Source organism: Streptomyces varsoviensis, assembly GCF_000718635.1.
Classification (GTDB): Bacteria; Actinomycetota; Actinomycetes; order Streptomycetales; family Streptomycetaceae; genus Streptomyces; species Streptomyces varsoviensis.
Map to the genome: position 1 here is coordinate 22,152 of NZ_JOBF01000003.1, position 25,611 is coordinate 47,762.

18 protein-coding genes are annotated in these 25,611 nt (G+C 71.4%); 14 read left to right on the forward strand and 4 right to left on the reverse strand.

The genetic code is table 11. The annotated features are described in order from the left end of the window. Positions 1–74 precede the first annotated feature (74 nt). On the forward strand, positions 75–1,484 hold the full coding sequence (glnA, locus tag IF55_RS04825; protein WP_030875780.1) for a type I glutamate--ammonia ligase: 1,410 nt from the start codon (positions 75–77) through the stop codon (positions 1,482–1,484). A 127-nt stretch (positions 1,485–1,611) separates the two neighbouring features. Here the strand turns inward: glnA and IF55_RS04830 are convergent, their stop codons facing one another. Together IF55_RS04830 and IF55_RS04835 are read right to left on the reverse strand one after the other, a co-directional pair. Continuing rightward, positions 1,612–3,387, reverse strand: coding sequence for a hypothetical protein (locus IF55_RS04830; protein WP_157854258.1), 1,776 nt, complete (start codon positions 3,385–3,387; stop codon positions 1,612–1,614). A 764-nt stretch (positions 3,388–4,151) separates the two neighbouring features. Next, complete coding sequence (locus tag IF55_RS04835) at positions 4,152–5,114, reverse strand: hypothetical protein (protein WP_030875784.1); 963 nt, start codon at positions 5,112–5,114, stop codon at positions 4,152–4,154. A gap of 133 nt (positions 5,115–5,247) precedes the next feature. Here IF55_RS04835 and IF55_RS04840 point away from each other — a divergent pair, with 133 nt between their 5' ends. Continuing rightward, positions 5,248–6,720: a hypothetical protein gene (locus IF55_RS04840; protein ID WP_245661060.1), complete on the forward strand. Its 1,473-nt coding sequence runs from the start codon at positions 5,248–5,250 to the stop codon at positions 6,718–6,720. A gap of 468 nt (positions 6,721–7,188) precedes the next feature. Here IF55_RS04840 and IF55_RS04845 read toward each other — a convergent pair whose 3' ends face one another. Together IF55_RS04845 and IF55_RS04850 are read right to left on the reverse strand one after the other, a co-directional pair. Then, entirely contained in the window at positions 7,189–7,716 is a 528-nt protein-coding gene (locus IF55_RS04845) for a VOC family protein (RefSeq protein ID WP_030875789.1), read from the reverse strand. 137 nt (positions 7,717–7,853) lie between these two features. Next, positions 7,854–9,101, reverse strand: a complete 1,248-nt coding sequence (locus tag IF55_RS04850; protein WP_211269940.1) for an acyltransferase family protein — start codon at positions 9,099–9,101, stop codon at positions 7,854–7,856. A 443-nt stretch (positions 9,102–9,544) separates the two neighbouring features. On the opposite strand from IF55_RS04850, the gene gcvH reads away from it, so the two are divergent. The 12 genes from gcvH (at position 9,545) to IF55_RS04910 (ending at position 25,603) form a co-directional block, all read left to right on the forward strand. Then, entirely contained in the window at positions 9,545–9,940 is a 396-nt protein-coding gene (gene gcvH / locus IF55_RS04855) for a glycine cleavage system protein GcvH (protein WP_030875794.1), read from the forward strand. A 310-nt stretch (positions 9,941–10,250) separates the two neighbouring features. Beyond that, entirely contained in the window at positions 10,251–10,820 is a 570-nt protein-coding gene (locus tag IF55_RS04860; RefSeq protein WP_030875797.1) for a winged helix-turn-helix domain-containing protein, read from the forward strand. 221 nt (positions 10,821–11,041) lie between these two features. Then, positions 11,042–12,334 carry a sensor histidine kinase gene (locus IF55_RS04865; RefSeq protein WP_030875800.1) on the forward strand — a complete coding sequence of 431 codons (1,293 nt, stop codon included), beginning with the start codon at positions 11,042–11,044 and terminating at the stop codon, positions 12,332–12,334. A gap of 424 nt (positions 12,335–12,758) precedes the next feature. Next, a complete protein-coding gene (locus tag IF55_RS04870) occupies positions 12,759–13,406 on the forward strand; it encodes a LuxR C-terminal-related transcriptional regulator (RefSeq protein WP_030875802.1) in 648 nt (215 codons plus the stop codon). 88 nt (positions 13,407–13,494) lie between these two features. Next, positions 13,495–16,653: an alpha-N-acetylglucosaminidase gene (locus IF55_RS04875; protein WP_048831558.1), complete on the forward strand. Its 3,159-nt coding sequence runs from the start codon at positions 13,495–13,497 to the stop codon at positions 16,651–16,653. 92 nt (positions 16,654–16,745) lie between these two features. After that, on the forward strand, positions 16,746–17,369 hold the full coding sequence (locus IF55_RS04880) for a rhomboid-like protein (RefSeq protein ID WP_211269941.1): 624 nt from the start codon (positions 16,746–16,748) through the stop codon (positions 17,367–17,369). A gap of 30 nt (positions 17,370–17,399) precedes the next feature. Continuing rightward, positions 17,400–19,355 (forward strand): hypothetical protein, encoded by a 1,956-nt coding sequence (locus IF55_RS04885; RefSeq protein WP_030875810.1) that lies wholly within the window; start codon positions 17,400–17,402, stop codon positions 19,353–19,355. Positions 19,356–19,453: 98 nt separating this feature from the next. Continuing rightward, a complete protein-coding gene (locus tag IF55_RS04890) occupies positions 19,454–20,215 on the forward strand; it encodes a TetR/AcrR family transcriptional regulator (protein ID WP_078643664.1) in 762 nt (253 codons plus the stop codon). A 184-nt stretch (positions 20,216–20,399) separates the two neighbouring features. Then, a complete protein-coding gene (locus IF55_RS04895) occupies positions 20,400–21,707 on the forward strand; it encodes an extracellular solute-binding protein (protein ID WP_030875817.1) in 1,308 nt (435 codons plus the stop codon). Between the two features lie 175 nt (positions 21,708–21,882). Continuing rightward, entirely contained in the window at positions 21,883–22,866 is a 984-nt protein-coding gene (locus tag IF55_RS04900; RefSeq protein ID WP_030875820.1) for a carbohydrate ABC transporter permease, read from the forward strand. Continuing rightward, positions 22,863–23,747, forward strand: a complete 885-nt coding sequence (locus IF55_RS04905; RefSeq protein WP_030875823.1) for a sugar ABC transporter permease — start codon at positions 22,863–22,865, stop codon at positions 23,745–23,747. The genes IF55_RS04900 and IF55_RS04905 overlap by 4 nt, the downstream gene beginning before the upstream one ends. A gap of 176 nt (positions 23,748–23,923) precedes the next feature. Then, positions 23,924–25,603, forward strand: coding sequence for a glycoside hydrolase family 13 protein (locus IF55_RS04910; protein ID WP_030875826.1), 1,680 nt, complete (start codon positions 23,924–23,926; stop codon positions 25,601–25,603). Positions 25,604–25,611 lie beyond the last annotated feature (8 nt).

A 25,611-nucleotide genomic window follows, 5' to 3' on the forward strand; every position in this document is an offset into this window, starting at 1 on the left:
CCAGCGCGCCACCGCAGAGGGACCGCGCCATCGAAACAACCCCGACCGCAGTCGGCCGGGCTAGGAGGAGTTGGATGTTCCAGAACGGCGACGACGCCAAAAAGTTCATCACGGACGAGGACGTCAAGTTCGTCGATGTCCGCTTCTGCGACCTGCCCGGCGTGATGCAGCACTTCACGATCCCGGCCTCGGCGTTCGACCCGAACGAGGAGCTGGCCTTCGACGGCTCGTCGATCCGCGGGTTCCAGGCCATCCACGAGTCCGACATGGCGCTGCGCGCGGACCTGACGACGGCACGCGTCGACCCGTTCCGCAAGGACAAGACGCTCAACCTCAACTTCTTCATCCACGACCCGATCACGGGCGAGCAGTACAGCCGCGACCCGCGCAACATCGCCAAGAAGGCCGAGGCGTACCTCGCCTCCACCGGCATCGCGGACACCGCGTACTTCGGCCCGGAGGCCGAGTTCTACGTGTTCGACAGCGTCCGCTTCGAGACCAGCGCGAACCAGTCCTTCTACCACATCGACTCCGAGGCCGGCGCCTGGAACACCGGCGCGGTGGAGAACAACCGCGGCTACAAGGTCCGGTACAAGGGCGGCTACTTCCCGGCGCCGCCGGTGGACCACTTCGCCGACCTGCGCGCGGAGATCTCCCTGGAGCTGGACGCGGCGGGGCTCCAGGTCGAGCGCCAGCACCACGAGGTGGGCACGGCGGGCCAGGCGGAGATCAACTACAAGTTCAACACGCTGCTCGCCGCGGCGGACGACCTGATGCTCTTCAAGTACATCGTGAAGAACGTCGCCTGGCGCAATGGCAAGACCGCGACCTTCATGCCGAAGCCGATCTTCGGCGACAACGGCTCGGGCATGCACGTCCACCAGTCCCTGTGGTCCGGCGGCGAGCCGCTCTTCTACGACGAGCAGGGCTACGCGGGCCTCTCGGACACCGCGCGCTACTACATCGGCGGCATCCTCAAGCACGCCCCGTCGCTGCTGGCCTTCACCAACCCGACGGTGAACTCGTACCACCGCCTGGTCCCCGGCTTCGAGGCCCCGGTCAACATGGTCTACTCCCAGCGCAACCGCTCCGCCGCCATGCGCATCCCGATCACAGGCTCCAACCCCAAGGCCAAGCGCGTCGAGTTCCGCGCCCCGGACCCGTCCTCCAACCCGTACCTGGCCTTCTCGGCCCTGCTGCTGGCCGGCCTGGACGGCGTCAAGAACAAGATCGAGCCGGCCGAACCGATCGACAAGGACCTCTACGAGCTCGCCCCCGAGGAACACGCGAACGTCCCCCAGGTCCCCACCTCGCTCCCCGCCGTACTCGACGCCCTCGAAGGCGACAACGAGTACCTCCAGGCGGGCGGCGTCTTCACGGCCGACCTCATCGAGACCTGGATCGACTACAAGCGCACCCAGGAAATCGCCCCCATGCAACTCCGCCCCCACCCCCACGAGTTCGAGATGTACTTCGACCTCTAGAAACTAGAGCTCGAACTCGACAGATAGTTGACCGAAGAAGTTCCCGAGCGTCTGCCTCCAGCAGGTCTTGCCGGAGGCAGACGCTCGATCTGCTCGCGAGGCATGGGGCTGCCGACCGACTGCGGAGTCAGGTTCCCTCCGCCGCCCACCACGGATCGTATTCGCGTACGAGCGGTCGTGTAGCCGGATGGTGGCGCAATCCGTGAGGTCCTGAAACTGAGGCTTCGGGCATGTCGATAAGCCAGGCCAGCACTGCATCGGACTGCATGTCCGGGTTTTCCAAGTCGTCGATCAAGGCAGCAGGACCACGGCAGCCGTACGGCTGCGGCAGCGTGAATCCAGCTTCGACAGCATCATGGACAATCTCTTCGCAGATCGCACGCCAACGCCCTTGGCCCCACCAATGACACGTGTGATCTGTCGAGCCCCCGATCGTCATCAGCCGCAAAGTAGTATCCGGGCCCAGCAGTTCGCTGTCGAGGCGTTGCCACTTCCGGATCTGCTCCCGCACCGACGACTGCACCGCCGGCCATCCGTCGCCGAACAGGGAAGAGACGGTCCGGCCGTCGGGGAGTTTCCAGCTTGTATCGGTGAGTGACCGCTCGATTCCGTCCCAATCGATACCTTCGTATGGGCAGACATGAGGAAGCACCGCGCGAGTCACCGCAATGTTCACTCGGGCCATCAGCACGTCCGAGGGCAGGTGGTGGGCCTCCACAGCCGTTTCATTGCGCCAGCACCAGGCCGCGATACCAAGCGCCGCCGCATCGGGCACCGGATCCGGGTGCACGTTGCGACCTGCCCTACCGACGACCCACTGCAGATACGTGCTGAGGTCAGGGTGCTGCACAGCTTCTTTGACGATATCCGCGACCGGGATCTCCCGGTACGAGGCTGCCGGGCCAAAGAGGGACAGCAGTGACTCCGCTTCGAACGCCTCCGCGGCCTCCGGATCGGCCCCCTCCACCACACGGACACGAGTTGCATCAAGCAATCCCAACGCACCGACCCGACGGTGGACCGCTGTGACAGCCTCGTCGCCTCGAAGAGTGACCGTGACTTCGACCTCTCCGTCAAGCACGGAAAACGACTCCGGAAAGTCGCCGCATACGTCGTCGTAGGGAAGAAACCGGAGCCGACTTTCACGCGGGTAGTACTCGATTTCCATCGCGGCACCGGTGCGCCACAGCGTGGCGAAGAGCATCGGGCCGGTTTCGGCATCCCAGTCCGAATCGTATTCGTCCGGGACGCTCCAACCCGCCCAGTCGAGCGAACCGAGTACTTCTATGAGCCGGTCTACGTACTCGCCCCACTGGTCGGCGTCCGGGCGGGCCACTTGCTTCTCGGGTGCTGCTGCCGCCTGGGTGTCCAGTTGACTGACGAGGGCTGCCATACGTCTGCCGAAGAGCGATTCGGCGGACTCGCCTTCATCCGGGACGACGCCGGTGACGCTGTTGAGATACGCGCTGTCTTCTGCCAGTTCCAGCTTGCGGCAGCGTGCGCACAAGTATCTGTAGGGTTTGCCCCATTTAGCGGAGTAGCGAGTCAGTGAGCGATGCTGTCGGCAGTCACGACATGGCCCATACCCCTTCTTGGGCCACCATAGCCACCAGTCGCCGTCGTAGTCGCCGGGTAAGGGCACAATCCCGCGCCCCAGTAACACGTCGGCAAGTGCCTCCAGGCTACCGCCGTTCCTGTGAGGCATCTTTGCGTGCAATTGGTCATGCGCCGCAAGCAGTTCGTCGTCCGCAACCGCCTCTTCTCCCTGTAAGCGGCGCCGCACGGATACCGCTGCTGCTAGTGCTTTGACAGCGGGATCATCCCGCCGAAGCGACTGCCTGCCGCTCTCGACGATGGCCATCGCCTTGTCGACGTCGCCTTCAGTGACTCCAGTGCTCCCCATACCCCAGAGCATACGAGCGACCTCTGACACGCCTTGAGTCCGTCTGCGGCATGGTCGTCAGAGCACGCACATGCCGTTTCTGGTTCATGAAGCACACCATTCTTCCCTTTCCTGGAGAATACGCAGAGCCGTGACAGGGCCGTCCTCGCCGAAGGAGACAGGGCGTGGTGTTCCATGCGGCTAGGTGGAGGTGTTCAGCGCGCTCACTGGCCCTGGCCAGTTGCTTGACGGCTGAGCGATCGATCTTCCCTATGCGCTTGGTCGTTCCCTGGTGGTTTCCGTTGGCCGTCACCACGAAGACCCGGGACGGTTCGCCGGGCTTCCATGCCTCGATGAAGAACTCAGGCCGTGGTCGAGCGAAGGCGGCCGGCCGGAGCGCGCGAAGCCGGCCAGCAGGACCGATTCGGCGTCGACGGTCGAGACCAAGTGATCGGGGAAACGCGCCCGCACCGTGCGCTCTGCGATCGCCAGCCCCAGCGCTCGCCCCAGTTCCCGGGCTCGCATCCCCCTGTAGGAGAATTCCGGGTTCTGTCCCTCCTCGGTGAATACGAGGTAGCCGCAGGTACTGGCATGGTATGTCACGGTATAGAGGGGGGAACGCGCGCACGTGCACATGGGCGCTCAGAGGCCGCCCCCGGCCAGGATTGCTTCCGTGCTGTACTTCGGCCTCTGGTCCACGAACTCCCCCGAGGTTTCCGCCCGAGGCCGCCACCCCGTTGGAGGCGGCGGCCTTCGCTGTGCGACGGGACTCTCGGGGAGCGAAACTATGCTGCGGGCGACTCGGGAACGCGCCAGATGATCCGAAAGCGTTCGGCATCGGGGAGACCGAACGGGCCGACAGGGCTGATCTGCTTGATCAGATAGCCGAAAACCATGTGATGCGCCTCCTCCGAGACCTCGTCCCAGGTGTCGGGAGTCACGATCATCACCTCTCGCATCAGACTAGGGTCCGACTCGTTCTCCAGCATCTCCGCCCGATCGTCCCGGTCCATCGTCTCGTCGGCGCGCATGGCGCGGATCGATTCCGCCAGGAGGTTGGGCTCGCGACTCAGCCGCCGCTGAATCTCCTGACAGCCGTACTGAAAGGCCGCGTGCGCCTCCATGGCTTCCCGGTCGGGGTTGGAGTAGCCGAACGGCGAGCCCTCCGCCGCCCCCACATAGTCGCCTTTCAGCATGTGGAGCAGGACCCGCAGAGTGTGTTCGGCTCCCTGCTCCTCAATCTGCCGCAGCATCAGCCGGACCCAGTCGTCCTCCGACACCAACGTCTCGTGCGGAACGGCCAGCGACGGGTGGATCTCGATGGCGTTGAAAGGGTTGATCATCGCGCCCATGACGAGCTCCGGCGTCCATTTGCCGTCCTCGCCGCCCCACCCGCCGTTGACGAGCTCTTGGAACGACTTCAGCGCACCCGACTCCCCTTCACTGATCGCGCGCCAGAGCGACAGGAATCTGGCCCTCTCGGTCTCCTCGTCCCGAGGCGGGCTGCACAGCCCGGCCAGAACTACGACGATGTCGTGGACGGTCTCCCAGCGTGGGACCCGTAGTCCGTTGACGGCGGAGCGCACGGTCTCATGGCTGGCGTCCGATAACTGGTCATCGCGGCCGCGGATGAGCGTGCTCACCTTCCGAAAGCTCACCTTGCCGGCCGCGCGATGCAGTTCTTGCAGAGCTTCGACCAACTCGTGGTGATGGTCCGTCGCCGGGGGTGGTGCGCTGGAAGCGGTCACGGGGGGTCTCCCTACTCAAGGTGTCAAGTTCTGCCAACACGGTAGAAGTCGCAGACCAGGGCCTAGGCAGTATTCGTCAAGTTCGCCGGTCCACTCGCCAAATCGTGACTCACGGTCGACCGGTGGGGTGAGCATGGAGAAGGCGCCGGTGGAGCGCCGCCACCCCGAGGAGTTGCCGCGCATGCACATCCCTGCCTACGCCTACGACACAATCCGCGCCGCCTTGCCGCGTATTCCCACAGCCCGCCAGGTAGGTGCCCTGGTGTGCTGCCTGTGCGACGAGCCGTTCGGTGAGAGTCTCGCCGCCATACCGCTCGGGCCGACACCGACGTCCGGGCTGTTCGGCTGCCGACCCTGTCTGACCCGATTGATCACCCAGGCGCGAAGGGCCCGCGATGAAACCCTGGCGCACGACTCCGAGCGGGTTCGAGCGGAGACCGCGGTCTGGTTGCCCGCACGTGCACACCATCTCGCCCATCTCGACAGCGTGCGGCAGGCCGCTGAGGCCGTGGCCGAACTGGCCCGGGCCGGGGAGGTCAAAGCGCTGCGTGTCGCCTGGCTGTTGGTCTCTCTGGAGTCCGCGTACACCTGGATCCCAGAGTCACCGGAGCCCCCCGCTGCCGCGGACCGCGAGGACACGGCGCTGAGGGACGAGGCGTTCCGCTTGGACCTGGCCATGATCGCGGCGCGGGAGGCGGTGGCAGAGCGGCTCGCTTATCACCTTCTCAACGAGGCGCAGCCCGCAGAGCCGGAGATGTGCGAGGAGTTCGAATGCGCGGAAGACTGCTCGGGACGCCACGACTCCACACACATCGACTGCGGGCCGGATACCGTTTTCGAGGATCTGGCGGAGCACGGAATCACCGTGGAACAGCCTGGACTGGCACCTCTGTCCCCTGAACTCGCAGCTCGCTTGGACAAGGCCCGGGCCAAGGACGCGGATGAGCACTCGCCGCTTCCGGAGATCGAGGAGTGGGGCCCCACTGTCCTGGCGCACTTCGGGATCGACGCCGACGACACGGACGTTCTGGTGCGTGCGGCAGCGGTCGGGCTGGTCGCCGAAGCCTGGCGCGAGGGGCCGCTGGAGGCGATCCACGCGGCCGATCACGGGCCGAGCGACGGGGAGATCTTCGCGCAGAGTGTCGATCTGTACCGCAGAGCCCGCGCGGCGCTGGTAGCAGCGCGGGACAGCGGCCCCGAGGCGCTGCTCGCGTTCGTAGCCATCGCTTCGGATGTGGACCTTCCGTGGGCCGGCGGTTCGCGCTTCGCGCTGCGCACGATGCCGTCCGGACCCGTGGCGGAGTTCGTCCAGCATGTCGATGACCGAGTCTGGTTCACCGCGGAAGTGATGCGTGAACAGGGCTGGCGCGCGGGGCTGCTGCACAGGGCCGCATCGGCCGTTTTCAAAGCCCCCCACCATTTCGGCATGCCGGGCTGGCCCGAGACCGTCGCTTCGGCGATGGAGCGTCTCGCCGCACCAGGCCCGACGGACAGACCCGAGGTGCTGTCCGACTCCGCGCAGGTGGAGGCCGCGCTCCTCGAAGCGCCCGACCGGCTGGGCGTCGATGCCCTCGACTGGCTCTCTGAGCATGTTCTTCTCGCCTAGTGCCCCAGTACGGCCCTGCTCTTCGCTCCCAATCCGGCATAAATCGGAGTTCACGCTATGAATTGGGACAACATATCCCTGATCATCCTCGCCGCGTTCGGCTGCCTCACGCTCCTGCTGGCACAAGTGAGCGAGGTCTTGTCGAAGCTTCCACAGATCATCCGCGCTTGGCGTCAGGTACGCCAAGAACTGAACACCGACACGGATAACCGCTGTCCGCGGCCCCCGGCAAATACCTTCGGTAGACGCGTGAGTGACCCGCCCGGCCCGCCCGACGGCGGACGCCGTTCCACACGGAACTCACCCAGTCCGCCCGCAGGCTGAGGCTTTCTGGCGAGAACGCGATTCTGGACAGGGCGCCTAGCACTCGCCAACTGGGCTTCCCCCTGATGCGACGGCACAGCCCCGAGGCCGCCACCCCCGTTGGGGTGGCGGCCTTCGCTGTGCTTGGTGCGTGAGGGAGCGGGGTCAGCGCCAGTTGTTGTTGGGGGTGTGGTCGCCGGAGAGCCAGCGGGCGAGGTCGGCGTGGGCGGTGGTGCGGCGCTCTTCGTCGATCTTGGCCACGTCGGGGTGGTCGACGGCGAATTCGAGCCGCAGGCCGTTGGGGTCGGTGACGTAGAGCGAGACGCAGAAGCCGTGGTCGATCACGTGGGCGTCCGAGTCCGGGTCGGCCGCGGTGAGGCGCTTGTGCATGGCCTCCTGGGTCTCGTGGTCGACCTTGAAGGCGATGTGACGGAAGGGGGTGTCGTTGATGTCGGTCCGGAATTCCTTCTGGGCCTCGGAGTCGGCGAACTGGAAGAAGGCCAGGGCGCTGCCGTCGGCCAGGCCGTACAGGGCGTGGCTGTACGCGCGCTCGGTGCCGAACAGGGTGTTGACCTCGGTCCACACGGCGATCAGGGGCAGGCCGAGCACGTCCTCGTAGAAGTGCCGGTTGGCTTCCTGGTCGTCGGTGATCCAGGCGTTGTGGTGGAGGCGGAGGGGAAGGGTCTGGCTCATGTCGGTCAACTCCGTTGGCTCGTACGGGTGTTGAGTCGCGAGGCGCTACCGGCCCGCCGTCGCTGCATTCAGGATGCACCGCTAAATGGTTGACCGTTAAATCATTTTCCGCCATTGTCCGCCGCCCAGCGTCGGGTTCAGGCCAGTCCCAGCGCGAAGGCCGAAAAACCGACGGCCAGGGCGACCGCCAGGAGGCGGGGCGTGCGGGAGAGGCCGGTCCAGGGGGCTTCCAGGTGACGGGTGGTGCGGGCGATGGTGATGAGGAGGATGGCGAAGAGGGGGAGCCAGGGGAGGCGGGTGAGCATCCAGGCCGGGAAGTCCGGGGCCGTGGTGAGGCCGGTCACCGTGCCGAGGAAGGCCGCGGGGACCGCCGCCGCGAGCATCGCCGTCTGGTGCCAGCACAGGCTCGTCATCGCCGACGCGTTGACCGCCGACACCGGGGCCCACAGCGCCGGCCTGCGCATCAGCGCCGCTATTCGGTCGCGGAGCAGGATCGCCGCCCCGCACTGCGCCGCGGCCAGCGCGATCACCAGGAGAGACGGCGGATGGGAGTTCGTACGGTCCTGGCCGGGCACGCCCACCATGCTCACCGGGTAGTGGAACACCACCAGCAGCACCGCGAACAGCGTCGCGCCGCCGGCGCACAGCAGCCACGCGCCCCGCCTGCCGAGGCGCTTCTCGCCCCAGGAGACGCCCAGTTGGTAGCCGACCAGCCAGCCGGGAAAGAGGCTGATCAGCCCCACCCATCCGGGCACGGACGCCGCGTACGGCCCGTAGCGCAGGAAGTCCACCACGGCCACCGTCGCCATCAGCGGCGCCGCCGCCCACCCGCCCATCCTGCGGTTGGCGGCCACGCAGTACGGCGTCAGCGCCGTCACCACCGCGTACACCAGGACGAACCACAGCGGCTGTACGACCAGCGTCGCGGCGGTGCGCAGGGTCCGCTCGGGCACCCCGAGCACGTACAGCAGCGGTGCGAGCAGCGCCCAGACCGCCGTGACGCCCACGGCGGGCCGCAGCAGACGGGCGAGACGGCCGCGTATCCAACGCGTCCGCGACTCGCCGCGCGCGGCCGACCGCCGGTAGGACAGCACGGAGGCGTAGCCGCCGACCAGGAAGAAGATGCCCAGCATCTGGAGCACCCAGGTGATGGGGGCCAGCGGGGCGAAGGACGACAGCGGGCTCGCGTTGTGCAGCGCGCCGTTCCCGTCCAGGCTCAGCCCGCCCACCAGCCAGTGGCCGGTCGGCACCGCCAGCAGCGCCAGCGCCCGCAGGGCGTCTATCGCCCGGTCCCGTTGGGGCGTCGCCGCCGACGGCTCCGCCTTGTCCCCCGCGACCCCCGCGGCGCTCGGTTCGTACGTACGAGGGCGCTCCGCGATGCTCATGCGTACGTGCCCCCGCCCGCGCCGCCCGCTCCGGCACAGTCCGGTCTTCTCCTGGGAAACGGCATGACGGGTCCTTTGCTCGGCCGGCGGCTCGGTGAGGTGAGTGCTGAGTGCTGAGTGCTGAGTGCTGAGTGCCTCAATGCTCTTCGGGAACGGCGTGCCGGGCAGTGAGGGCAGGGCCCCAACTCGGGTGGGGCGGCCCGGCCTTGCCGGACGGGGGGCTGTCGCCCTCGGAGCAGGGGGCTAACCCCACCACGCACCCCCGCCGCTGCCGCCGGGTGGCCAGGCACCGCTCCTTGACGCGCCCCCGGGCCGCGCGTGCTCTTGGCGGGCACGGCGCGCGGTGGCACCGTCGAGCAGAGCAGGTCCCCCGCCCGCTGTCCCGTCCGCCCTGTACGCCCCATCCGCGCCGCCCGTCGCAGACGCCGCCTAGGAGGCACGTCATGGTGAACATCCCCGAGGACCTCTCGTACACCAGGGATCACGAATGGCTGCGGATCAAGGGTGACCAGGCGACCGTCGGCATCACCGACTTCGCGCAGCGGCAGCTCGGCAGCATCGTCTATGTCGAGTTACCGAAGCCGGGCGAGCGGTTCGAGGCGGCCGAGGCGTTCGGGTCGGTGGAGTCGGTCAAGGCCGTGACGGAGATCTATATGCCGGTGAACGGCGTCGTCATCGCGGTCAACGAGACCACCAACGACAGCCCGGAGCAGATCAACGACGATCCGTACGGCGATGGTTGGGTGATCTTCATCCAGGTGCCCTCCCCCGGCGCGTACAGCGGGCTGCTCAACGCGGAGGAGTACGCGGCCTATCTCGCCGAGGACGATCCGGAGTAGTGGGAGGAGCCGCAGGAGAGAGCCGGAGTGGCCGCGGGCGGGCTGCTCAAGCGGGGCGCATGCTTCAATGGGGGGCATGGCCAGCCTTCAGACGAGCACCGCTACGGGTCGCAGCGACCTTGAGCCGTTCTGGCCGTCACGCCAGCATCACGATTACGACCGAGTGTGTTGCCGCGCGATCTCCGCGCAGGCCCGCTCCCCCCGCTGACGCCCGCGGTCGACGTCAGCCCGCCGGTCGCCCGTACCGGCCCATGGCCAGCGCGCACGTAACGCCCCCCGACGGCATCTCGCGCGAAAGAGCTGAGTCCCCATGACGAATCTCCGTACCCTGTCGCCCTCCCCCGCCGCTTCCGCCCCCGTCCCCGCTCCGGCCGCCACCGCCCCCTCGCACCGCCACCGGCTGCGGGCCGTCGCGCCCGGCGAGCCGCCGCCGGTCGCCGAGCTGCTGCACGCCGGCGCGACGTGGCTGCCCGCTCCCCCGCACACGCTGCCCACCCTGCCGGGCCAGCCGCCGATGGTCGGCTATCTGGTGCTCGTACCGGCCGAGCAGCAGGCCGCAGGGGCTCCGGAGGCCGCCCCGGCGGCGGCCGACGATCTTGTTCGCATAGATCCGGAACGGCGCACCGTCCACGTCGCCGGGCGCCCCCTCGACCTCACGTATCTGGAGTTCGAGCTGCTCGCCCACCTCGTCGCGCACCCGCACCGGGTGCACACCCGCGATCAGCTCGTCACGACGGTCTGGGGGTACGGGCACGTGGGCGACGGCCGGACCGTCGACGTGCACGTCGCCCGGCTGCGCCGCAAGATGGGCGCGGAGCACCGGGGGTCGATCGTGACCGTGCGGCGGGTCGGCTACAAGTACGTGCCTCCGCTCGCCTGACCCGTCTCCCGTAGCGATGCGCCGGGCGGCCGTTCCTTCGGGGCGGCCGCCCGTCCACATACAGCCGGCCTGATCGCAGAAGCAACCAGCGACGCCGGCGTGGTGTCGCTAGGTACACCATGGCCCGGGTGCCGGGCCCAGTGACCGATAATGGGCCGATCAGCAGACTGGTGACGTGCCCGACCGCCGGGTGACAGGGAAGAGCGCAGGGAGACATACAGATGAGGGTCCGCAGCGCACTGCTGGCCACTGCACGGGGGCTGTACCTGTCCGTCGTCGGCCTGGCCGGATCGATCATTTTCTTTACGCTCGCGATCGTCTCGATCGTCCTGACCCCCCTGGGCCTGGGCGTCTTCACGACGCCCGTCGTGTTCAAGGGCGTACGGGCCTTCGCCGACCTGCGGCGGGTCCAGGCGTACACGTGGTCGGGGGTGCGCATCCCCTCGCCGTACCGGCCGCTGCCCGCCGAACACTCCGGCGGCGTGATCGGGCAGATGGAGCGCTGCCGGGCGCTGCTCAAGGACCCCGCCACCTGGCGCGACATCGCCTGGCTGCTCGTCGACATGACGGCGGGCTTCTTCCTCGCGCTCCTGCCGGCCGTGCTCTTCCTGTACGCGCTGTGGGGCCCCGTGCTGGCCCTGGGCGTCTGGCGGCCGATCGTGAACGCCGGCGGCAACGAGTGGTTCGCGTTCATCCACATCACCGGCCAGACCAGCGCGAACCTGGCCGCCGCGCTCGGCATCTGCTGCGGCGTCCTGGCCTTCTTCGTCAATCCGGCCCTGCTCCGCGGCCACTTCACGCTGGCCATGTCGCTGCTCGCGCCGACCGACGCCGCCACCCGCGAGCAGGCGCTCGCCCAGCGCGTCGACCGGCTGACGGAGACCCGCCACGACGCGCTGGACACCTCCGCCGCCGAGCTGCGCCGCATCGAGCGCGACCTGCACGACGGGGCGCAGGCCCGGATCGTCGCCATGGGCATGAGCCTGGGCACCATCGAGGCGCTCATCGAGAAGGACCCGGCGCAGGCCAAGAAGCTGCTGGCGGCGGCCCGCGCCGACTCCGCCGACGCCCTGACCGAGCTGCGCGACCTGGTCCGCGGCATCCACCCGCCGGTGCTGGCCGAGCGCGGTCTCGGCGACGCCGTACGGGCGCTGGCGCTGCGCATGTCGATGCCGGTCGAGGTCGACATCGAGCTGCCCGGCCGGGCCGAGGAGCCGGTCGAGTCGGCCGCGTACTTCGCGGTCAGCGAGGTGCTGACCAACGCCGCCAAGCACTCGGGCGCCGAGCAGGTCTGGCTGGACATCCACCACACCGACGGCATGCTGCGCATCAGCGTGACCGACAACGGGCGGGGCGGCGCGACCACCTCGGGCGGCTCGGGGCTCGTCGGCGTCGAGCGGCGGCTCGGCACGTTCGACGGCGTACTGGCCATGAGCAGCCCGGCGGGCGGGCCGACGATGGTCACGATGGAGATCCCGTGCTCCCTGAGCCCCGCGCCCGCGCGGGGCCGGTGAGCCGCGCCCCGTACCACCCACCTGAGCAGACGAGCGCCCCCGGCCGGCCCGGCCCCGGGGGCGCTCTTCGCTGCGTACGGACCCGTACGCCCCGCAGGGCCCGGACACAGGGGAGGACCCGTACGCCCCGCAGGGCCCGGACACAGGGGAGGACCCGTACGCCGCGCCGGGCCCGTACGCTCCACCGGCTCGTACGCCCCGCAGGCCCCGTACGCCCCGCAGGCACCGTACGCCTCACAGGCCCCGTACAAACGCGGACGCGTACCCGGCTCTCCCCGCTCTCCCCGCCCCCTCCCCCGCGCCGATGAGACCATAAGCTCGCGGGGCCCGCCCCGCGCGGCCCGTTCAGCCTCGGCGCGGTCCGCCGATCGGCCGCCGACCCGGCCGCCGGCCGGTCCCGTCACTTCCCGACCATGGAGATTCCGTGCGCGTTGTCCTAGCCGAAGACCTCTTCCTCCTCCGGGACGGCCTGGTCCGGATGTTGGAGGCGTACGACTTCGAGATCGCCGCCGCCGTCGAGAGCGGCCCCGAGCTGACCCGGGCGCTGGCCGAGCTGAAGCCGGACGTGGCGGTGGTGGACGTGCGGCTGCCGCCGTCGTTCTCGGACGAGGGGCTCCAGTGCGCGCTGGCGGCGCGGCGGGCCACGCCCGGTCTGCCGGTGCTGGTGCTGTCGCAGCACGTGGAGCAGTTGTACGCGCGCGAGCTGCTGGCCGACGGGAGCGGCGGCGTGGGGTATCTGCTCAAGGACCGGGTCTTCGACGCGGACCAGTTCATCGACGCGGTACGGCGGGTGGCCGCCGGTGGTACGGCGATGGACCCGCAAGTGATCTCTCAGCTCCTCTCCCGGCGGTCCCAGGACAAGCCGATGACCCATCTGACGCCCCGTGAGCGCGACGTGATGGAGCTGATGGCGCAGGGGCGCTCCAACGCCGCGATCGCCGCCCACCTGGTCGTTACCGAGCGTGCGGTCGCAAAGCACACCTCGAACATCTTCGGGAAGCTGGGGCTGCCGCCGTCCGATGACGACAACCGCCGCGTTCTGGCAGTCCTCGCCTACCTCGACCGCGGCTGAAGCGCCTCATTGCCCCCGTGTGCGACGACGGTTAACGTGCGCTGCGCACAGCGTCCATTGTTGCCGCTGCACACAGGGAGCGTTTGCTATGACCGACCTGTCCAGCCTGCCCGGACTGCCCGGACTGTCCAGACGCGGGCTGCTGGGGACCGCCGGCGCGCTCGGCGCCGGAGCCGCCCTCAGCGGCCTCACCCCCGCCGCGGCCGCGGACACCGCCTCCGGCACCACCGCGACCGCGACCCCGTTCACCACCGCCCCGGCGCGAGCAGCGCTGGGGCGGCTGCTTCCCCGGCACGCGGACCAGTTCCGGCTCGTTCCGCTGCACGGCGGCGAGGAGCGCTTCGAGGTCTCCGGCCGGGCCGGGGAGGTCGAGGTGGCCGGGACGAGCCCGGCGGTGCAGCTCACCGGCGTGCACTGGTATCTGAAGTACGTCTGCGGGGCCCACCTCACCTGGAACGGCAGCCAGACGGACCTGCCCCGGAGGCTGCCGTCGCCCGGCCGCCCGTTGGAGAGATCCACGTCGTTGGCGCACCGCTTCGCGCTCAACGACACCAACGACGGCTACACCGCGCCGTACGCCGACTGGGCGTTCTGGGAGCGGCGGATCGACCTCCTCGCGCTGCACGGCTGCAACGAGGTGCTGGTGATCGCGGGGCACGACGAGGTCTACCACCGGGTGCTGATGGACTTCGGCTACAGCGACGCCGAGGCCCGAGCCTGGCTGCCCGCGCCGTCCCACCAGCCGTGGTGGCTGCTGCAGAACCTCAGCGCGTACGGCGGGCCGCTCAGCCGTGAGCTGCTGGCGAAACGTTCCGCGCTGGGGCGGCGGATCGCCGACCGGCTGCGGGAGCTGGGCATGCACCCGGTGCTCCCCGGCTATTACGGGACCGTGCCGGACGGCTTCGTGGCCCGTAACCCCGGTGCGCGCGTCGTCCCGCAGGGCGAGTGGCACGGCTTCAAGCGCCCCGACTGGCTCGACCCGCGCACGGCCGTCTTCGGCGAGGTCGCCGCCTCCTTCTACCGGCACCAGCGCGACATCCTCGGCGAGGCCGCGCACTTCAAGATGGACCTGCTGCACGAGGGCGGCACCGCCGGCGACGTGCCGGTCGGCCCCGCCGCGCAGGGCGTCGAACGGGCGCTGCGCGCCGCGCACCCGGACGGCATCTGGACGATCCTGGGCTGGGAGAGCAACCCGCTGCCCGAACTGATCGCGGCGGTCGACAAGTCGAAGATGGTGATCTTCGACGGGATCTCCGACCGCACCACGGCCGAGCCGGACCGCGAGAAGGACTGGGCCGGCACCCCGTACTGCTTCGGCACCATCCCCAACTACGGGGGCCGCACCACGCTCGGCGCCAAGACGCACGCCTGGAACGACCGGTTCTTCAGGTGGCGCGACAAGTCGAACAGCGCGCTGGCGGGGACCGCGTACATGCCGGAGGCCACCGACCGCGACCCGGCCGCCTTCGAGCTCTTCTCCGAACTGGCGTGGCGCGAGCGGCCCGTGGACCGGACCGAGTGGTTCGCCGACTACGGCGAGTTCCGGTACGGGGAGCGGGACGGCGGCGCGCGCCGCGCCTGGGCCGCGCTGCGCGACACCGCCTACCAGCAGCACGCGCCCGAGCGCAGCGACCCGCACGACTCCCTCTTCGCCGCCCGCCCCGACCTCGACGCCAACCGCGCCGCCGAGTACGCGCCGCGCGACCTGTCCTACGACCCGGCGCGCTTCGACGCGGCGCTCGCCGGGCTGCTGGCCGTCGACGACGAGCTGCGCCGCAGCGACGCGTACAAGGCGGACCTGGTGGACGTGGCGCGGCAGGCCGTCGCCCACCGCAGCCGCCAGTTGCTGCCGCAGCTCAAGACCGCGTACATGCGGAGGGACCTGCCGGCCTTCCGGGCGCTGTCGGCGCTGTGGCTGAGGCTGATGCGGCTGGCCGACGACATCGCGGGCGCGCACCGCGCGTTCCTGCTCGGGCCCTGGAACGAGGCGGCGCGGGCCATGGGGACGAGCGCGGCCGAGTCGGCGGAGCTGGAGCGCACGGCCCGGGTGCTGATCACCGTCTGGGGCGACCGGGCCACCTCCGACCCCGGCAAGCTGCACGAGTACGGCAACCGCGACTGGAACGGCCTGATGGCCGACTTCTACCTGCCGCGCTGGGCGAAGTGGCTCGGCGAACTGGAGGACGCGCTGCGCGAGGGGCGGGCGCCGCGCCCGGTGGACTGGTTCGCCTTCGAGGAGCCGTGGACGCGCGAGCGCAAGCGGTACCCGCTGCGGCCCGCCTCCGACGCCTACCGCACCGCGCGGCGCGTCCACGACACGCTGGCCGCCGCCCCGTACCAGGGCACCCTCTCCGCCACCGCCGAACCCGCCGCCGTGCCGCCCGGCGGCCGGGCGACGCTCACCGGTGCGCTGCGCAACGTCAACGGCCTGCGCGCCACCGGCCGCGTCGACTTCGCGCTCTCGGGCCTCGACGCCGCCCCGCGGGGCCCGCTCTCGCTGCCGTACGTCGCGCCGGGCGGCACGGGCACGGTCCGCTGGCGGGTCACGGCCCCGGCCGGCCCGCTCGACCGGCCGCTGAAGCCGCTGCCGTACGAGCTGACGGCGCGGTACGGGCCGCGCGGCGAGGAGCGGGTGACGGCCGTCCTGCCCGGCACGCTCTACGCGGCGGGCCCGCTGGCGGCCGGCTGGAAGACGGTCACCAACAACGCCGCGATCTTCGGGCAGCTCGGCGACCGCTTCGCGATCGAGGGCGGCGGCATGGACCTGTGGAAGGGGACGGCGGAGTTCGGGGCGGTGTACCGCGAGGGCGCGCTGAGCCCGGGGCACTCCGCCACGGTCCGCGTCGACACCCAGACGAACACCGGCGGCTGGGCCCGTACCGGCATCATCGTCCGCAACTCCCTGGCCTCCACGGTCCCTCCGCGGTCCCCGGGCTTCATCAACCTGGCGGCCACGCCGGAGCAGGGCGTCGTTCTCTCCTACGACACCAACGGCGACGGCACGGTCGACGCCTACCGGCGGATCACCGGCCTCAAAGCCCCGGTCCATCTGCGCCTGACGCGCACCCCGGCCGGCGCGTACACCGCCGAGTGCTCGACGGACGGCGGCACGACCTGGCGCACGATCGCGACGGTCTCCGTGCCGGGCGCCGCGGCCGTCCAGGACGTCGGGCTCTTCATGACGGCGGGCAACGACGGGAGCGGGAAGCGGGGGCTGGTGGAGTTCAGCGGGTGGGTCCTGACGTGAGGGCGTGAGCATGGCGGCCCGGCGCGTAGGCGCGCGTGAGGGCGTGGGCGCAGGGGCTGGTGTCCGGGCCGGGCGCCGCCGATCATGGGCGGATGCGTACAGCTCTCTCTCGGATGCCCCGGTTCGCCCCCGCGTACGTCGGGGGCGTGCAGCTCGGCGCGTACGCCCTGCGCCGGCTCGCGCCCTCCGCACGGCAGCGGCTGCTGCGCGGCTGCTCGACCAATGTCGACAATCTGCGCGGCGGCCGCTGGGGCACCCTCGCCGCCAGCGCCGGGCTGGTCGAGGAGCCGATGGAGCCGCCGTACGCGCTGTTGCTGCTCGCGGTGCTCGGGTACGCCGAGCGCACGCGGGGCGCGGGGCGGACGGCGGGCGTGTTCGCGTACGGGCACGCGGGCGCGAGCCTGCTGGTGTACGCCGGGCTGCGCGCCGCCCCTGGCATCGACCCGCGCACGCGCTCCGCGATCGACGTCGGACCGAGCTACGGATTCAACGCCGTCGTCGGCGCGCTCGCGCGGACGCTGCCGCGCGGTCCGGCCCGTACGGCCGCGACCGGGGCCCTCCTCGCCCTCGGCGTGCGCCCCCTCCTGCGCCGGGAGCGGACGTTCACCGACGCCGGGCACCTCGCCGCGCTCGTTCTCGGACTCACGCTCCCCATCAGCCGCGATCGGCGGAACAAACACCTCCGGGAAGCCGCGCCCCACGAACGAGTGCGGTGACCCTCCCCCCATTCACTCGTTCTTCCGAATGTGGAACAGCAGGCGACAACCCCCCGTCCCGAGGTCAACACCCCCATCGACACCCCGATCGACGTCGAGCAGGCCGAGGCCGCGCTCATGGAGCACTATCCGCGCCTGGTACGGCTCGGATATCTCGTCCTCCCGCCGGACCTCGGCCGCCGGCGGCGGGTACTGACCGCCCACGCCGTGGTGCAGCGGGCGCTGCCGCGCAACCAGGTCACGGACGCCGCCCGGACGGTGCCCGCGCCGCGCACGCCGGACGGCGCGCGGACCGACCCCGGCTACGCGTACGTACGGACCCGGGTGCTGCGCGCGGCGCTGGTGGCGGGGCGGCCGCGCGGGCGGTGGCGGCTGCCGCGCCCCGGCCAGCTCCCGCCGCCGCTGCCGCGGGTGTGGGGGCTGCGGCTCACGCCGCGCTCGGGCGGCGCCGAGGAACTGGCCCTGGAGCGGACGCTGTCCGCGCTGTCCCTGCCGGGCCGGGCCGCGTACGTGCTGCGCGCGCTGGAGCGGATGGGCGAGCTGGACGCGCTGCGGGCGCTGGACGCCGCCGGGGTCGACGACCCGGACGCGGCGCTCGACGAGGCGGACGCGGTCGAGCTGCCGGCGGGCTGCCGGGCCGAATCGCTGCTGACCGCCCCGGAGTTCGACCCCTGCTCGTTGCAGGCCCGGCCGACCGATCTGCTCCGCCGCCGCCAGCACTCCCGCGCGGCGCTCGCGGCGCTGGCCGCCGTCGCCGTGTGCGGCACGCTGCTGAGCCTGCCCGGCTCCGGCTGGGGCCCGGACGGCGCGGCGGCCCCGCCGTACGCGCGCAACGCGGCGGCCGAGCGGGCTCTGGACCCGGCGAGTCTGACCCGGGCCGCGCCCACGGCGTGGCAGACGGCGGACCGCGGGGACTTCTCGTCCTGGCCCGCGCGCGGCAACCGGGTCGGCGACCGGGAGCTGCTGCGCCGGGCGCTGGCCGTCTGGGCCCGGCCCGGCCGCGACACGCGCGCGTCGGCGACGCCCGGCACGCTGCCCGGCCCGCCGCCGGGCCCGCCGCAGTTGCTGTACGCGGGCGAGGTCGGCTCGGTGGCCGTGGTGATCCTCCACGACGGGCTGCGCGTGGTGCGCTACGCGGAGCCCAAGAACGGCAAGGCGTCGCTGGTGGCGCTGGACTTCGCGCGCGCCGACGCCGCGGACGCCGCCTCCGCGACCGCCCTCGTCGTGGCGCGCGTGGACGGCAACGTCCGCTACCTGACGGCCCCTTGGGTGAAGAGCGCGGCCGTACGGGACCTGCTCAAGCCGGCCGCGGCGGCCCGGCCGCTGCACCGCGGCGCGGACGGCGTGACCGATCCGGTGCCGAGCCCGGCCGCGGCCTCGTCCTGCGACACCTGGCCCGCGCTCCAGCTCGGCGGCCGGCTGGTGACCGACCTCGGCGAGCTGTTCCCGGCCCGGCTCACGTACGGGAGCCCGGCGGGCAAGGGCCCCCGGGACGTGAACACCGCGGCGGGACGCGCCGGTTGGGCGCATTCGGCCTGCCACCTGGCGGCCGTGCGCGGGCAGGGGGTGCGGTCCGTGAACTCCTGGCGGTTCGCGAAGCAGCCGCTGCCCGCCGGCGCCGGGAGCGCCGAGTGGGTCTGCACGCGGACCGAGACCTGGCGCGGCGGCGGCAGCCAAGCGCTCGCCCAGTTCCAGCCGCCGGGCACGAAGCCGGGCGCGCCGGGCGCCCTCGTCGCCCGCTCCGCGGGCTCGCGGGCCTGCGGCCCCAAGGACCCGACCGCGCTGGCGGGCGCGCTGTGGAAGTCGCCCGCCGGCCAGTGGTATCTGCTCGCGGCCGGCAGCCGCGATGTCGCCTCGGTCACCGCCACGGGCGGGGTGCGCGGCAGCGCGTCGGGCAACCTGCTGGCCGTACCGGCGAAGGACGGCGCGCGGGCGGAGCTGACCGCGCGGCTGACGAACGGCAAGAAGCTCGCCGCGCTGCACTGACGGAATCGCGCACGGACGCGCGTACGCAGGGGGCGGCGAGATCACAGGTTGGGCACCGCCCAAGACCTCTGGTGGCCCCGGTCGTTAGAGTGGTCCGTATGACGACCGGGGTACGCCGCAGGATGGCCGTCGAGCAGCGCCGGGATCAACTGATCTCGGTGGCGCTCGGGCTCTTCGGCCGCCGCTCCCCCGAGGACGTCTCGATCGACGAGATAGCCGAGACGGCCGGGATATCGCGGCCGTTGGTCTACCACTACTTCCCCGGCAAGCAGAGCCTGTACGAGGCCGCGCTGCGCCGCGCGGGAGACCAGCTCGCCGCGCTCTTCGTGGAGCCCCGCGAGGGTCCGCTCGGCGCGCGGCTGCTGCGCGTCACGCACCGCTTCTTCGACTTCGTCGAGGACCACGGACCCGGCTTCACGGCGTTGATGCGCGGCGGCCCGGCGGCCGGCTCGGCGGCGGGCGCGATGCTGGAGAGGGTCCGGGAGGCCGCGTACGAGCAGATCGTCGCCCATCTCGGCCTGGCGCGGCCGGCCCCGCGCACGGAGCTGGTCGTCCGTTCCTGGATCTCCCTCGCGGAGTCGACGGCGCTGCTGTGGCTGGACGGCCGGCAGCTCGCGCGGCGCGAGGTGGAACTGCAACTGGTGCACGATCTCGCGGCGTTGGCGGCGGTGAGCGCGGCGTACGACGAGGAGATGGCGGGCGTCCTCGGCCGGATGCTCGCGGACGAGCCGGCCGACGGCCCGTTCGGCGACCTCGTGGGCCGCCTGACGGCCCTCGCGCCGCGGCCGGAGCCCCCTCTGTCGCAGCCTCCTCTGTCGCGGCCGGAACCGCGACTCCAGGCCCAGTCCCAGGCGATGTGAACCCGGCAGGCGCTCGGCCCGACGCCATCGCCGCGCCCAGCCCCGCCAAGGGCACCGCCCTTTCTGCGCGCGGGAGTTGGCCCATTCTCCACGTTGCAAGCTCTTTCGCAAGGGATTGCAACCTGTTAGCTTCCTCCCCAACCCGGACCGTCCAGGTACGGGCCGGCCCTCGGGGGGGGGACCCATGCGCAGAGGCATTCTCGCCGTCGTCGCCGTGGGGGCGCTGACGCTGGGCGCGGCGGCGTGCGGAGGGGACGGCGGCGGGGGCGACAAGGGCAGCGGCTCCAAGGCGGCGAAGGAGCCGGGCAGCGTCTCGGGGACCGTCACCTGGTGGGACACCTCGGACGCGACGAACGAGGCGCCGACGTACCGGAGCCTGGTCTCGGCGTTCGAGAAGAAGTACCCGAAGATCAAGGTCGACTACGTCAATGTGCCGTTCGACCAGGCGCAGCAGAAGTTCAAGACGGCGGCGCAGAGCGGGCGGGGCGCGCCCGACGTGCTGCGTTCCGATGTCGGCTGGACGCCGGGGTTCGCGCAGCTCGGCTATCTCAAGGACCTGACCGGCACCCCGGCGCTGGGCGAGAGCGGCGACTTCCTCGAAGGGCCGCTGAAGAACGCCGCGTACGACGGCAAGACCTACGGCGCCCCGCAGGTCACCGACGCGCTGGGCCTCATGTACAACAAGGCGCTCCTCAAGCGGGCGGGCGTCGCCGAGCCGCCCGCGAACTGGCAGGAGGTCAAGGCCGCCGCCGCGAAGATCAAGGAGCGGACGGGGGCGGGCGGCATCGGGCTGAACCCGGACGGCTACTACGCCCTGCCGTTCCTCTACGGCGAGAAGAGCGACCTGGTCGATGTCGCCGCCAAGAAGATCACCATCGCCGACGCGGCGTCGCGCAAGGGCATCGAGACCGCCGTCGACCTGGTCCGGTCCGGGGCCGCGCCGAAGCCCGCCGGCACCGACGGCTACAACAACCTCAAGACGGACTTCAAGAACGGCCGGCTGGCGATGCTGATCGACGGCCCGTGGGCGACGAAGGAGATCTTCGGCGGGTCGGCGTTCCGCGACCGTGCGAACCTCGGCATCGCGCCCGTGCCGGCCGGCTCCACCGGCGTCGCGGGCTCCCCCGTGGGCGGCCACAACCTCGTCGTCTACGCCGGTTCGAAGAACTTCGACGCCGCGTACCTCTTGGTCAAGTACCTGACCGACGCGGCCCAGCAGGAGACGGCCGCCACCGCCGTCGGGGTGCTGCCGACCCGCACGTCCGCGTACACCAAGGGCGTGCTGGCCGATCCGGTGCGCGCCGCCTACCACCGCGCGCTGGCCACGGCGCGCCCGCGCCCGGCGATCCCGCAGGGCGGCGACCTGTTCACCGACTGGCTCCAGCACTACACGAAGATCCTCACGCTGAAGGAGGACCCGCGAGCGGGCCTCGACGCCACCGCGAAGGCGTGGCGGACCACGCTGCTCAAGGACTACGAGATACAGAAGTAGCCGACGGGCGGCCCCAGTTGACCCCGGCTCGGCCGGTCGGGGGGAGTACGGCCCACGGGTCCACCCGGACCGTACGCTCCCACGCGCCCGCCCCGCCGAGCCGGTTCCACCGCGTTCGCCGTCCCGGCGAGCCCAGCCCCCAGCCCCTGGCACCGACCGAGAGAGCCGCGGAGTCATGACCACTGCCGTATCCGGTACCGGGCCCCCGCGTCCGGCGCGCCCCGGCCCGTTCCGGCGGCTGCGGCGCTCCTTCGACGCCTACTGGTACGCGTGGGCGATGGTGCTGCCGGTGGTCGTGGTGCTCGCGGTGCTCGTCGGCTATCCGCTGGGGCGCGGCATCTTCCTCTCCTTCACCGACGCCAACGAGGCGAACGTGGCCCGGACGATCGGCGTCAACCACATCCCGGCCACCTACGAGTTCGTCGGCCTCGACAACTACTGGAAGGTCCTCTCCGGACAGGAGGGGCACTTCTACGGGCGGCTGGCGTGGACCGTCGTGTGGACCGGGTCCTGCGTCTTCTTCCACTACACCATCGGCCTCGGGCTCGCGCTGCTGCTCAACCGGCGGATGCGGTTCCGCGGCCTGTACCGGGTGCTGCTGATCCTGCCGTGGGCGGTGCCGGCGTTCGTCGCGACGTTCTCCTGGCGGCTGATGTTCAACGAGAAGTACGGCGTGCTCAACGCCGTGCTCGACCGGTTCGGGGTGGGCGCCGTCGACTGGCTCGGCGACGGGCCGCTCCAGAAGATGTCGGCGGTCGCGGTCAATGTGTGGCTGGGCGTGCCGTTCATGATGGTGGCGATCCTCGGCGGCCTCCAGGCCATCCCGTCCGAGCTGCACGAGGCCGCCGAGATGGACGGCGCGACGCCCTGGCAGCGGTTCCGGCATGTGACGCTGCCGGGGCTGCGGCCGGTCAGTCGGACGGTGATCCTGTTGGGCGTCATCTGGACGTTCAACATGTTCCAGGTCATCTACCTGCTGATCGGGCAGGGCGCGAGCTCCGAGAGCGAGATCCTGGTGACGTACTCCTACCGGCTGGCCTTCCAGGGCGTGCGCGACTACGCGGGCTCGGCCACGTACGGCATCCTCATCCTGTCGCTGCTGCTGGTCTTCGCCGTGTTCTACCGGCGGCTGCTGACCCGCCAGGAGGCCGCGCGATGAGCGCGCGACCGGGCGGCCGGGCGGTACGGGCACAGGCCCCGCGGACCGTACGGGCGCGGGGCGCGCGGTCGCGCGGGGCGTCCGTGGCGCTGCACGCGACGCTGATCGCCGCCGCCCTGATCGCCGCCTTCCCCGTCCTCTTCGTGGTCTTCGTGTCGCTGCGCGGCCGGGACGGCTGGCAGGAGCCGACGCGGTTCGTCGGCTTCACCCTCGCCAACTACGGCCATGTGCTGGCCCATACCGAGTTCGTGGTCTGGTTCGGCAACTCGGTGCTCGTGGCGCTGGGCGCGACGGCGCTCGGCGTGCTCGTGGCGGCGAGCGCGGGGTACGCGGTCTCCCGGCTGCGGTTCCCCGGCCACCGCCCGCTGATGTGGACCTTCCTGGTCGTCCAGATGTTCCCCATGGCGGTGCTGATCGTGCCGCTGTACAACATTCTGGGGACGCTGGGGCTCCTCGACTCCTATCCCGGCCTCATCGTCACCTACTGCTCGATCTCGGTCCCGTTCTGCGCCTGGATGCTCAAGGGCTACTTCGACACCATCCCCGTCGAGATCGACGAGGCGGGGCGGGTCGACGGCCTGACCCCGTTCGGCTCCTTCTGGCGGCTGATCGTCCCGCTCGCCCGGCCGGGGCTGGCGGTCACCGCGTTCTACTCCTTCATCACCGCCTGGGGCGAGGTCGCCTTCGCCACCCAGTTCATGAGCAGCGAGCGGCGCTACACCCTCGCCGTGGGCCTCCAGACCTTCGTCGGCCAGCAGAAGGCCGAGTGGGGGCTGATGACCGCGGCGGCCGTCCTGATCACCGTTCCGGCGGGGTTCGTCTTCTTCCTCGCCCAGCGCCACCTCGTCGCCGGACTCACCGCGGGAGGCACCAAGGGCTGACCGTCACCGACGCGCGCGCCCCGCGTTGACCTCATAGCCGACGCCGCCGACAGCGCCGACTACCCGGTCGGCACCGCCGTCCCGACGGCCGGACAGCGCGACCAGCGCGCCGCACCACCGCTCCATCCGCATGTACCTGACGCCCAGTTGGCTGGGCCCGCCCGACAGGAAGCCGCATGACCCAGGACCTCGCGCCCCTCGTCCAGGACCCGAGCGCCGGCCGCTCCACCGGCTGGTGGCGCAGCGCCGTCATCTACCAGGTGTACGTGCGCTCGTTCGCCGACAGCGACGGCGACGGCGTCGGCGATCTGCGCGGGGCCCGCGACCGGCTGCCGCACCTCGCCGACCTGGGCGTGGACGCGGTCTGGCTGACCCCGTTCTACGCCTCGCCGCAGGCGGACGGCGGCTACGACGTCGCCGACTACCGGGCGGTGGACCCGCTGTTCGGGGAGTTGTCCGACGCCGACGGGCTCGTACGGGAGGCGCACCGCCTCGGCCTGCGGGTGATCGTCGACATCGTGCCCAACCACACCTCGGATCAGCACGCGTGGTTTCGAGCCGCGCTCGCGGACCGGCACGGGGGTCCGGCCCGCGAGCGTTACCACTTCCGCCCGGGGAGAGGAGAGAGCGGCCAGTGGCCGCCGAACGACTGGGAGTCCGTGTTCGGCGGCCCCGCCTGGACGCGCACGGCCGGCGCCGACGGGGCCCCGGGCGAGTGGTACCTCCATCTCTTCGCGCCCGAGCAGCCCGACCTCAACTGGGACCACCCGGAGGTGGCGCGGGAGTTCGCGTCCGTGCTGCGGTTCTGGCTGGACCTGGGCGTGGACGGGTTCCGCGTCGACGTGGCGCACGGCATGGTCAAGGCGGCCGGGCTGCCCGACATCGGCCGCGGCGAGCAGGCCAAGATGATCGGCACGCAGGTGCTGCCGTTCTTCGACCAGGACGGCGTGCACGAGATCCACCGCTCCTGGCGGCGGCTCCTGGACAGCTACGACGGCGAGCGAATCGGGGTCGCGGAGGCGTGGGCCCCGACGTCCGAGCGGCTGGCGCTGTACGTACGCCCCGACGAACTGCACCAGGCGTTCAACTTCCAGTTCCTGCGGTGCCCGTGGGGCGCGGCGGCGATGCGCGAGGTCATCGACGAGTCGCTGGCCGCCACCGCCGCCGTGGGCGCCCCCGCCACCTGGGTCCTCTCCAACCACGACGTGGTGCGCCACACCACCCGCTACGGCGGCGGCGAGCGGGGGCTGCGCCGGGCGCGGGCCGCGGCGCTGCTGATGCTGGCGCTGCCCGGCTCGGCCTACGTCTACCAGGGCGAGGAGCTGGGGCTGCCGGAGGTGGAGGACCTGCCGGACGAGGCGCGGCAGGACCCGGCGTTCCTCCGCGGCCGCGGGGCCCGCGCCAGGGGCGGCGTTCCCCATGGGAACGAGGGAGCGGAGCGCAGCGGGCAGGACGGCACGCGGGACGGCTGCCGGGTGCCGATCCCGTGGTCGGGCACCACCGCCCCGTACGGCTTCGGGCCGGGCACGAGCTGGCTGCCGCAGCCCGCCCAGTGGCGGGAGCTGTCCGTCGAGGCGCAGTCGGGCGACCCGCGCTCCACGCTGGAGCTGTACCGCTCGGCGCTCGCCCTGCGCCGGGAGCTGCCGGGGCTCGGCGACGGCCCGATGAGCTGGCTGCCCGCGCCCGAGGGGGTGCTGGCCCTGTCCCGGCCCGGCTTCGTGTGCACGCTCAACACGCTGGCCGCCGAGGCCGAGCTGCCGGTGCCGGGCCGCCCGGTGCTGGCCACCGCCCCGCTGGAGTTCGGCGGCGGCGCGGTCCGCGTCCCGGCGGAGGCATGCGTGTGGTGGGCGGTCTGAGATGCGGC

Coding starts and splice junctions, on each gene's coding strand:
- IF55_RS04840 (WP_245661060.1), top strand. CDS start 5,248: ATGGAGAAGGCGCCGGTGGAGCGCCGCCACCCCGAGGAGTTGCCGCGC.
- IF55_RS04880 (WP_211269941.1), top strand. CDS start 16,746: ATGCGTACAGCTCTCTCTCGGATGCCCCGGTTCGCCCCCGCGTACGTC.
- IF55_RS04895 (WP_030875817.1), top strand. CDS start 20,400: ATGCGCAGAGGCATTCTCGCCGTCGTCGCCGTGGGGGCGCTGACGCTG.
- IF55_RS04850 (WP_211269940.1), bottom strand. CDS start 9,101: ATGAGCATCGCGGAGCGCCCTCGTACGTACGAACCGAGCGCCGCGGGG.
- IF55_RS04875 (WP_048831558.1), top strand. CDS start 13,495: ATGACCGACCTGTCCAGCCTGCCCGGACTGCCCGGACTGTCCAGACGC.
- IF55_RS04845 (WP_030875789.1), bottom strand. CDS start 7,716: ATGAGCCAGACCCTTCCCCTCCGCCTCCACCACAACGCCTGGATCACC.
- IF55_RS04900 (WP_030875820.1), top strand. CDS start 21,883: ATGACCACTGCCGTATCCGGTACCGGGCCCCCGCGTCCGGCGCGCCCC.
- IF55_RS04865 (WP_030875800.1), top strand. CDS start 11,042: ATGAGGGTCCGCAGCGCACTGCTGGCCACTGCACGGGGGCTGTACCTG.
- IF55_RS04905 (WP_030875823.1), top strand. CDS start 22,863: ATGAGCGCGCGACCGGGCGGCCGGGCGGTACGGGCACAGGCCCCGCGG.
- IF55_RS04910 (WP_030875826.1), top strand. CDS start 23,924: ATGACCCAGGACCTCGCGCCCCTCGTCCAGGACCCGAGCGCCGGCCGC.
- IF55_RS04860 (WP_030875797.1), top strand. CDS start 10,251: ATGACGAATCTCCGTACCCTGTCGCCCTCCCCCGCCGCTTCCGCCCCC.
- IF55_RS04890 (WP_078643664.1), top strand. CDS start 19,454: ATGACGACCGGGGTACGCCGCAGGATGGCCGTCGAGCAGCGCCGGGAT.
- gcvH (WP_030875794.1), top strand. CDS start 9,545: ATGGTGAACATCCCCGAGGACCTCTCGTACACCAGGGATCACGAATGG.
- IF55_RS04830 (WP_157854258.1), bottom strand. CDS start 3,387: ATGGGGAGCACTGGAGTCACTGAAGGCGACGTCGACAAGGCGATGGCC.
- glnA (WP_030875780.1), top strand. CDS start 75: ATGTTCCAGAACGGCGACGACGCCAAAAAGTTCATCACGGACGAGGAC.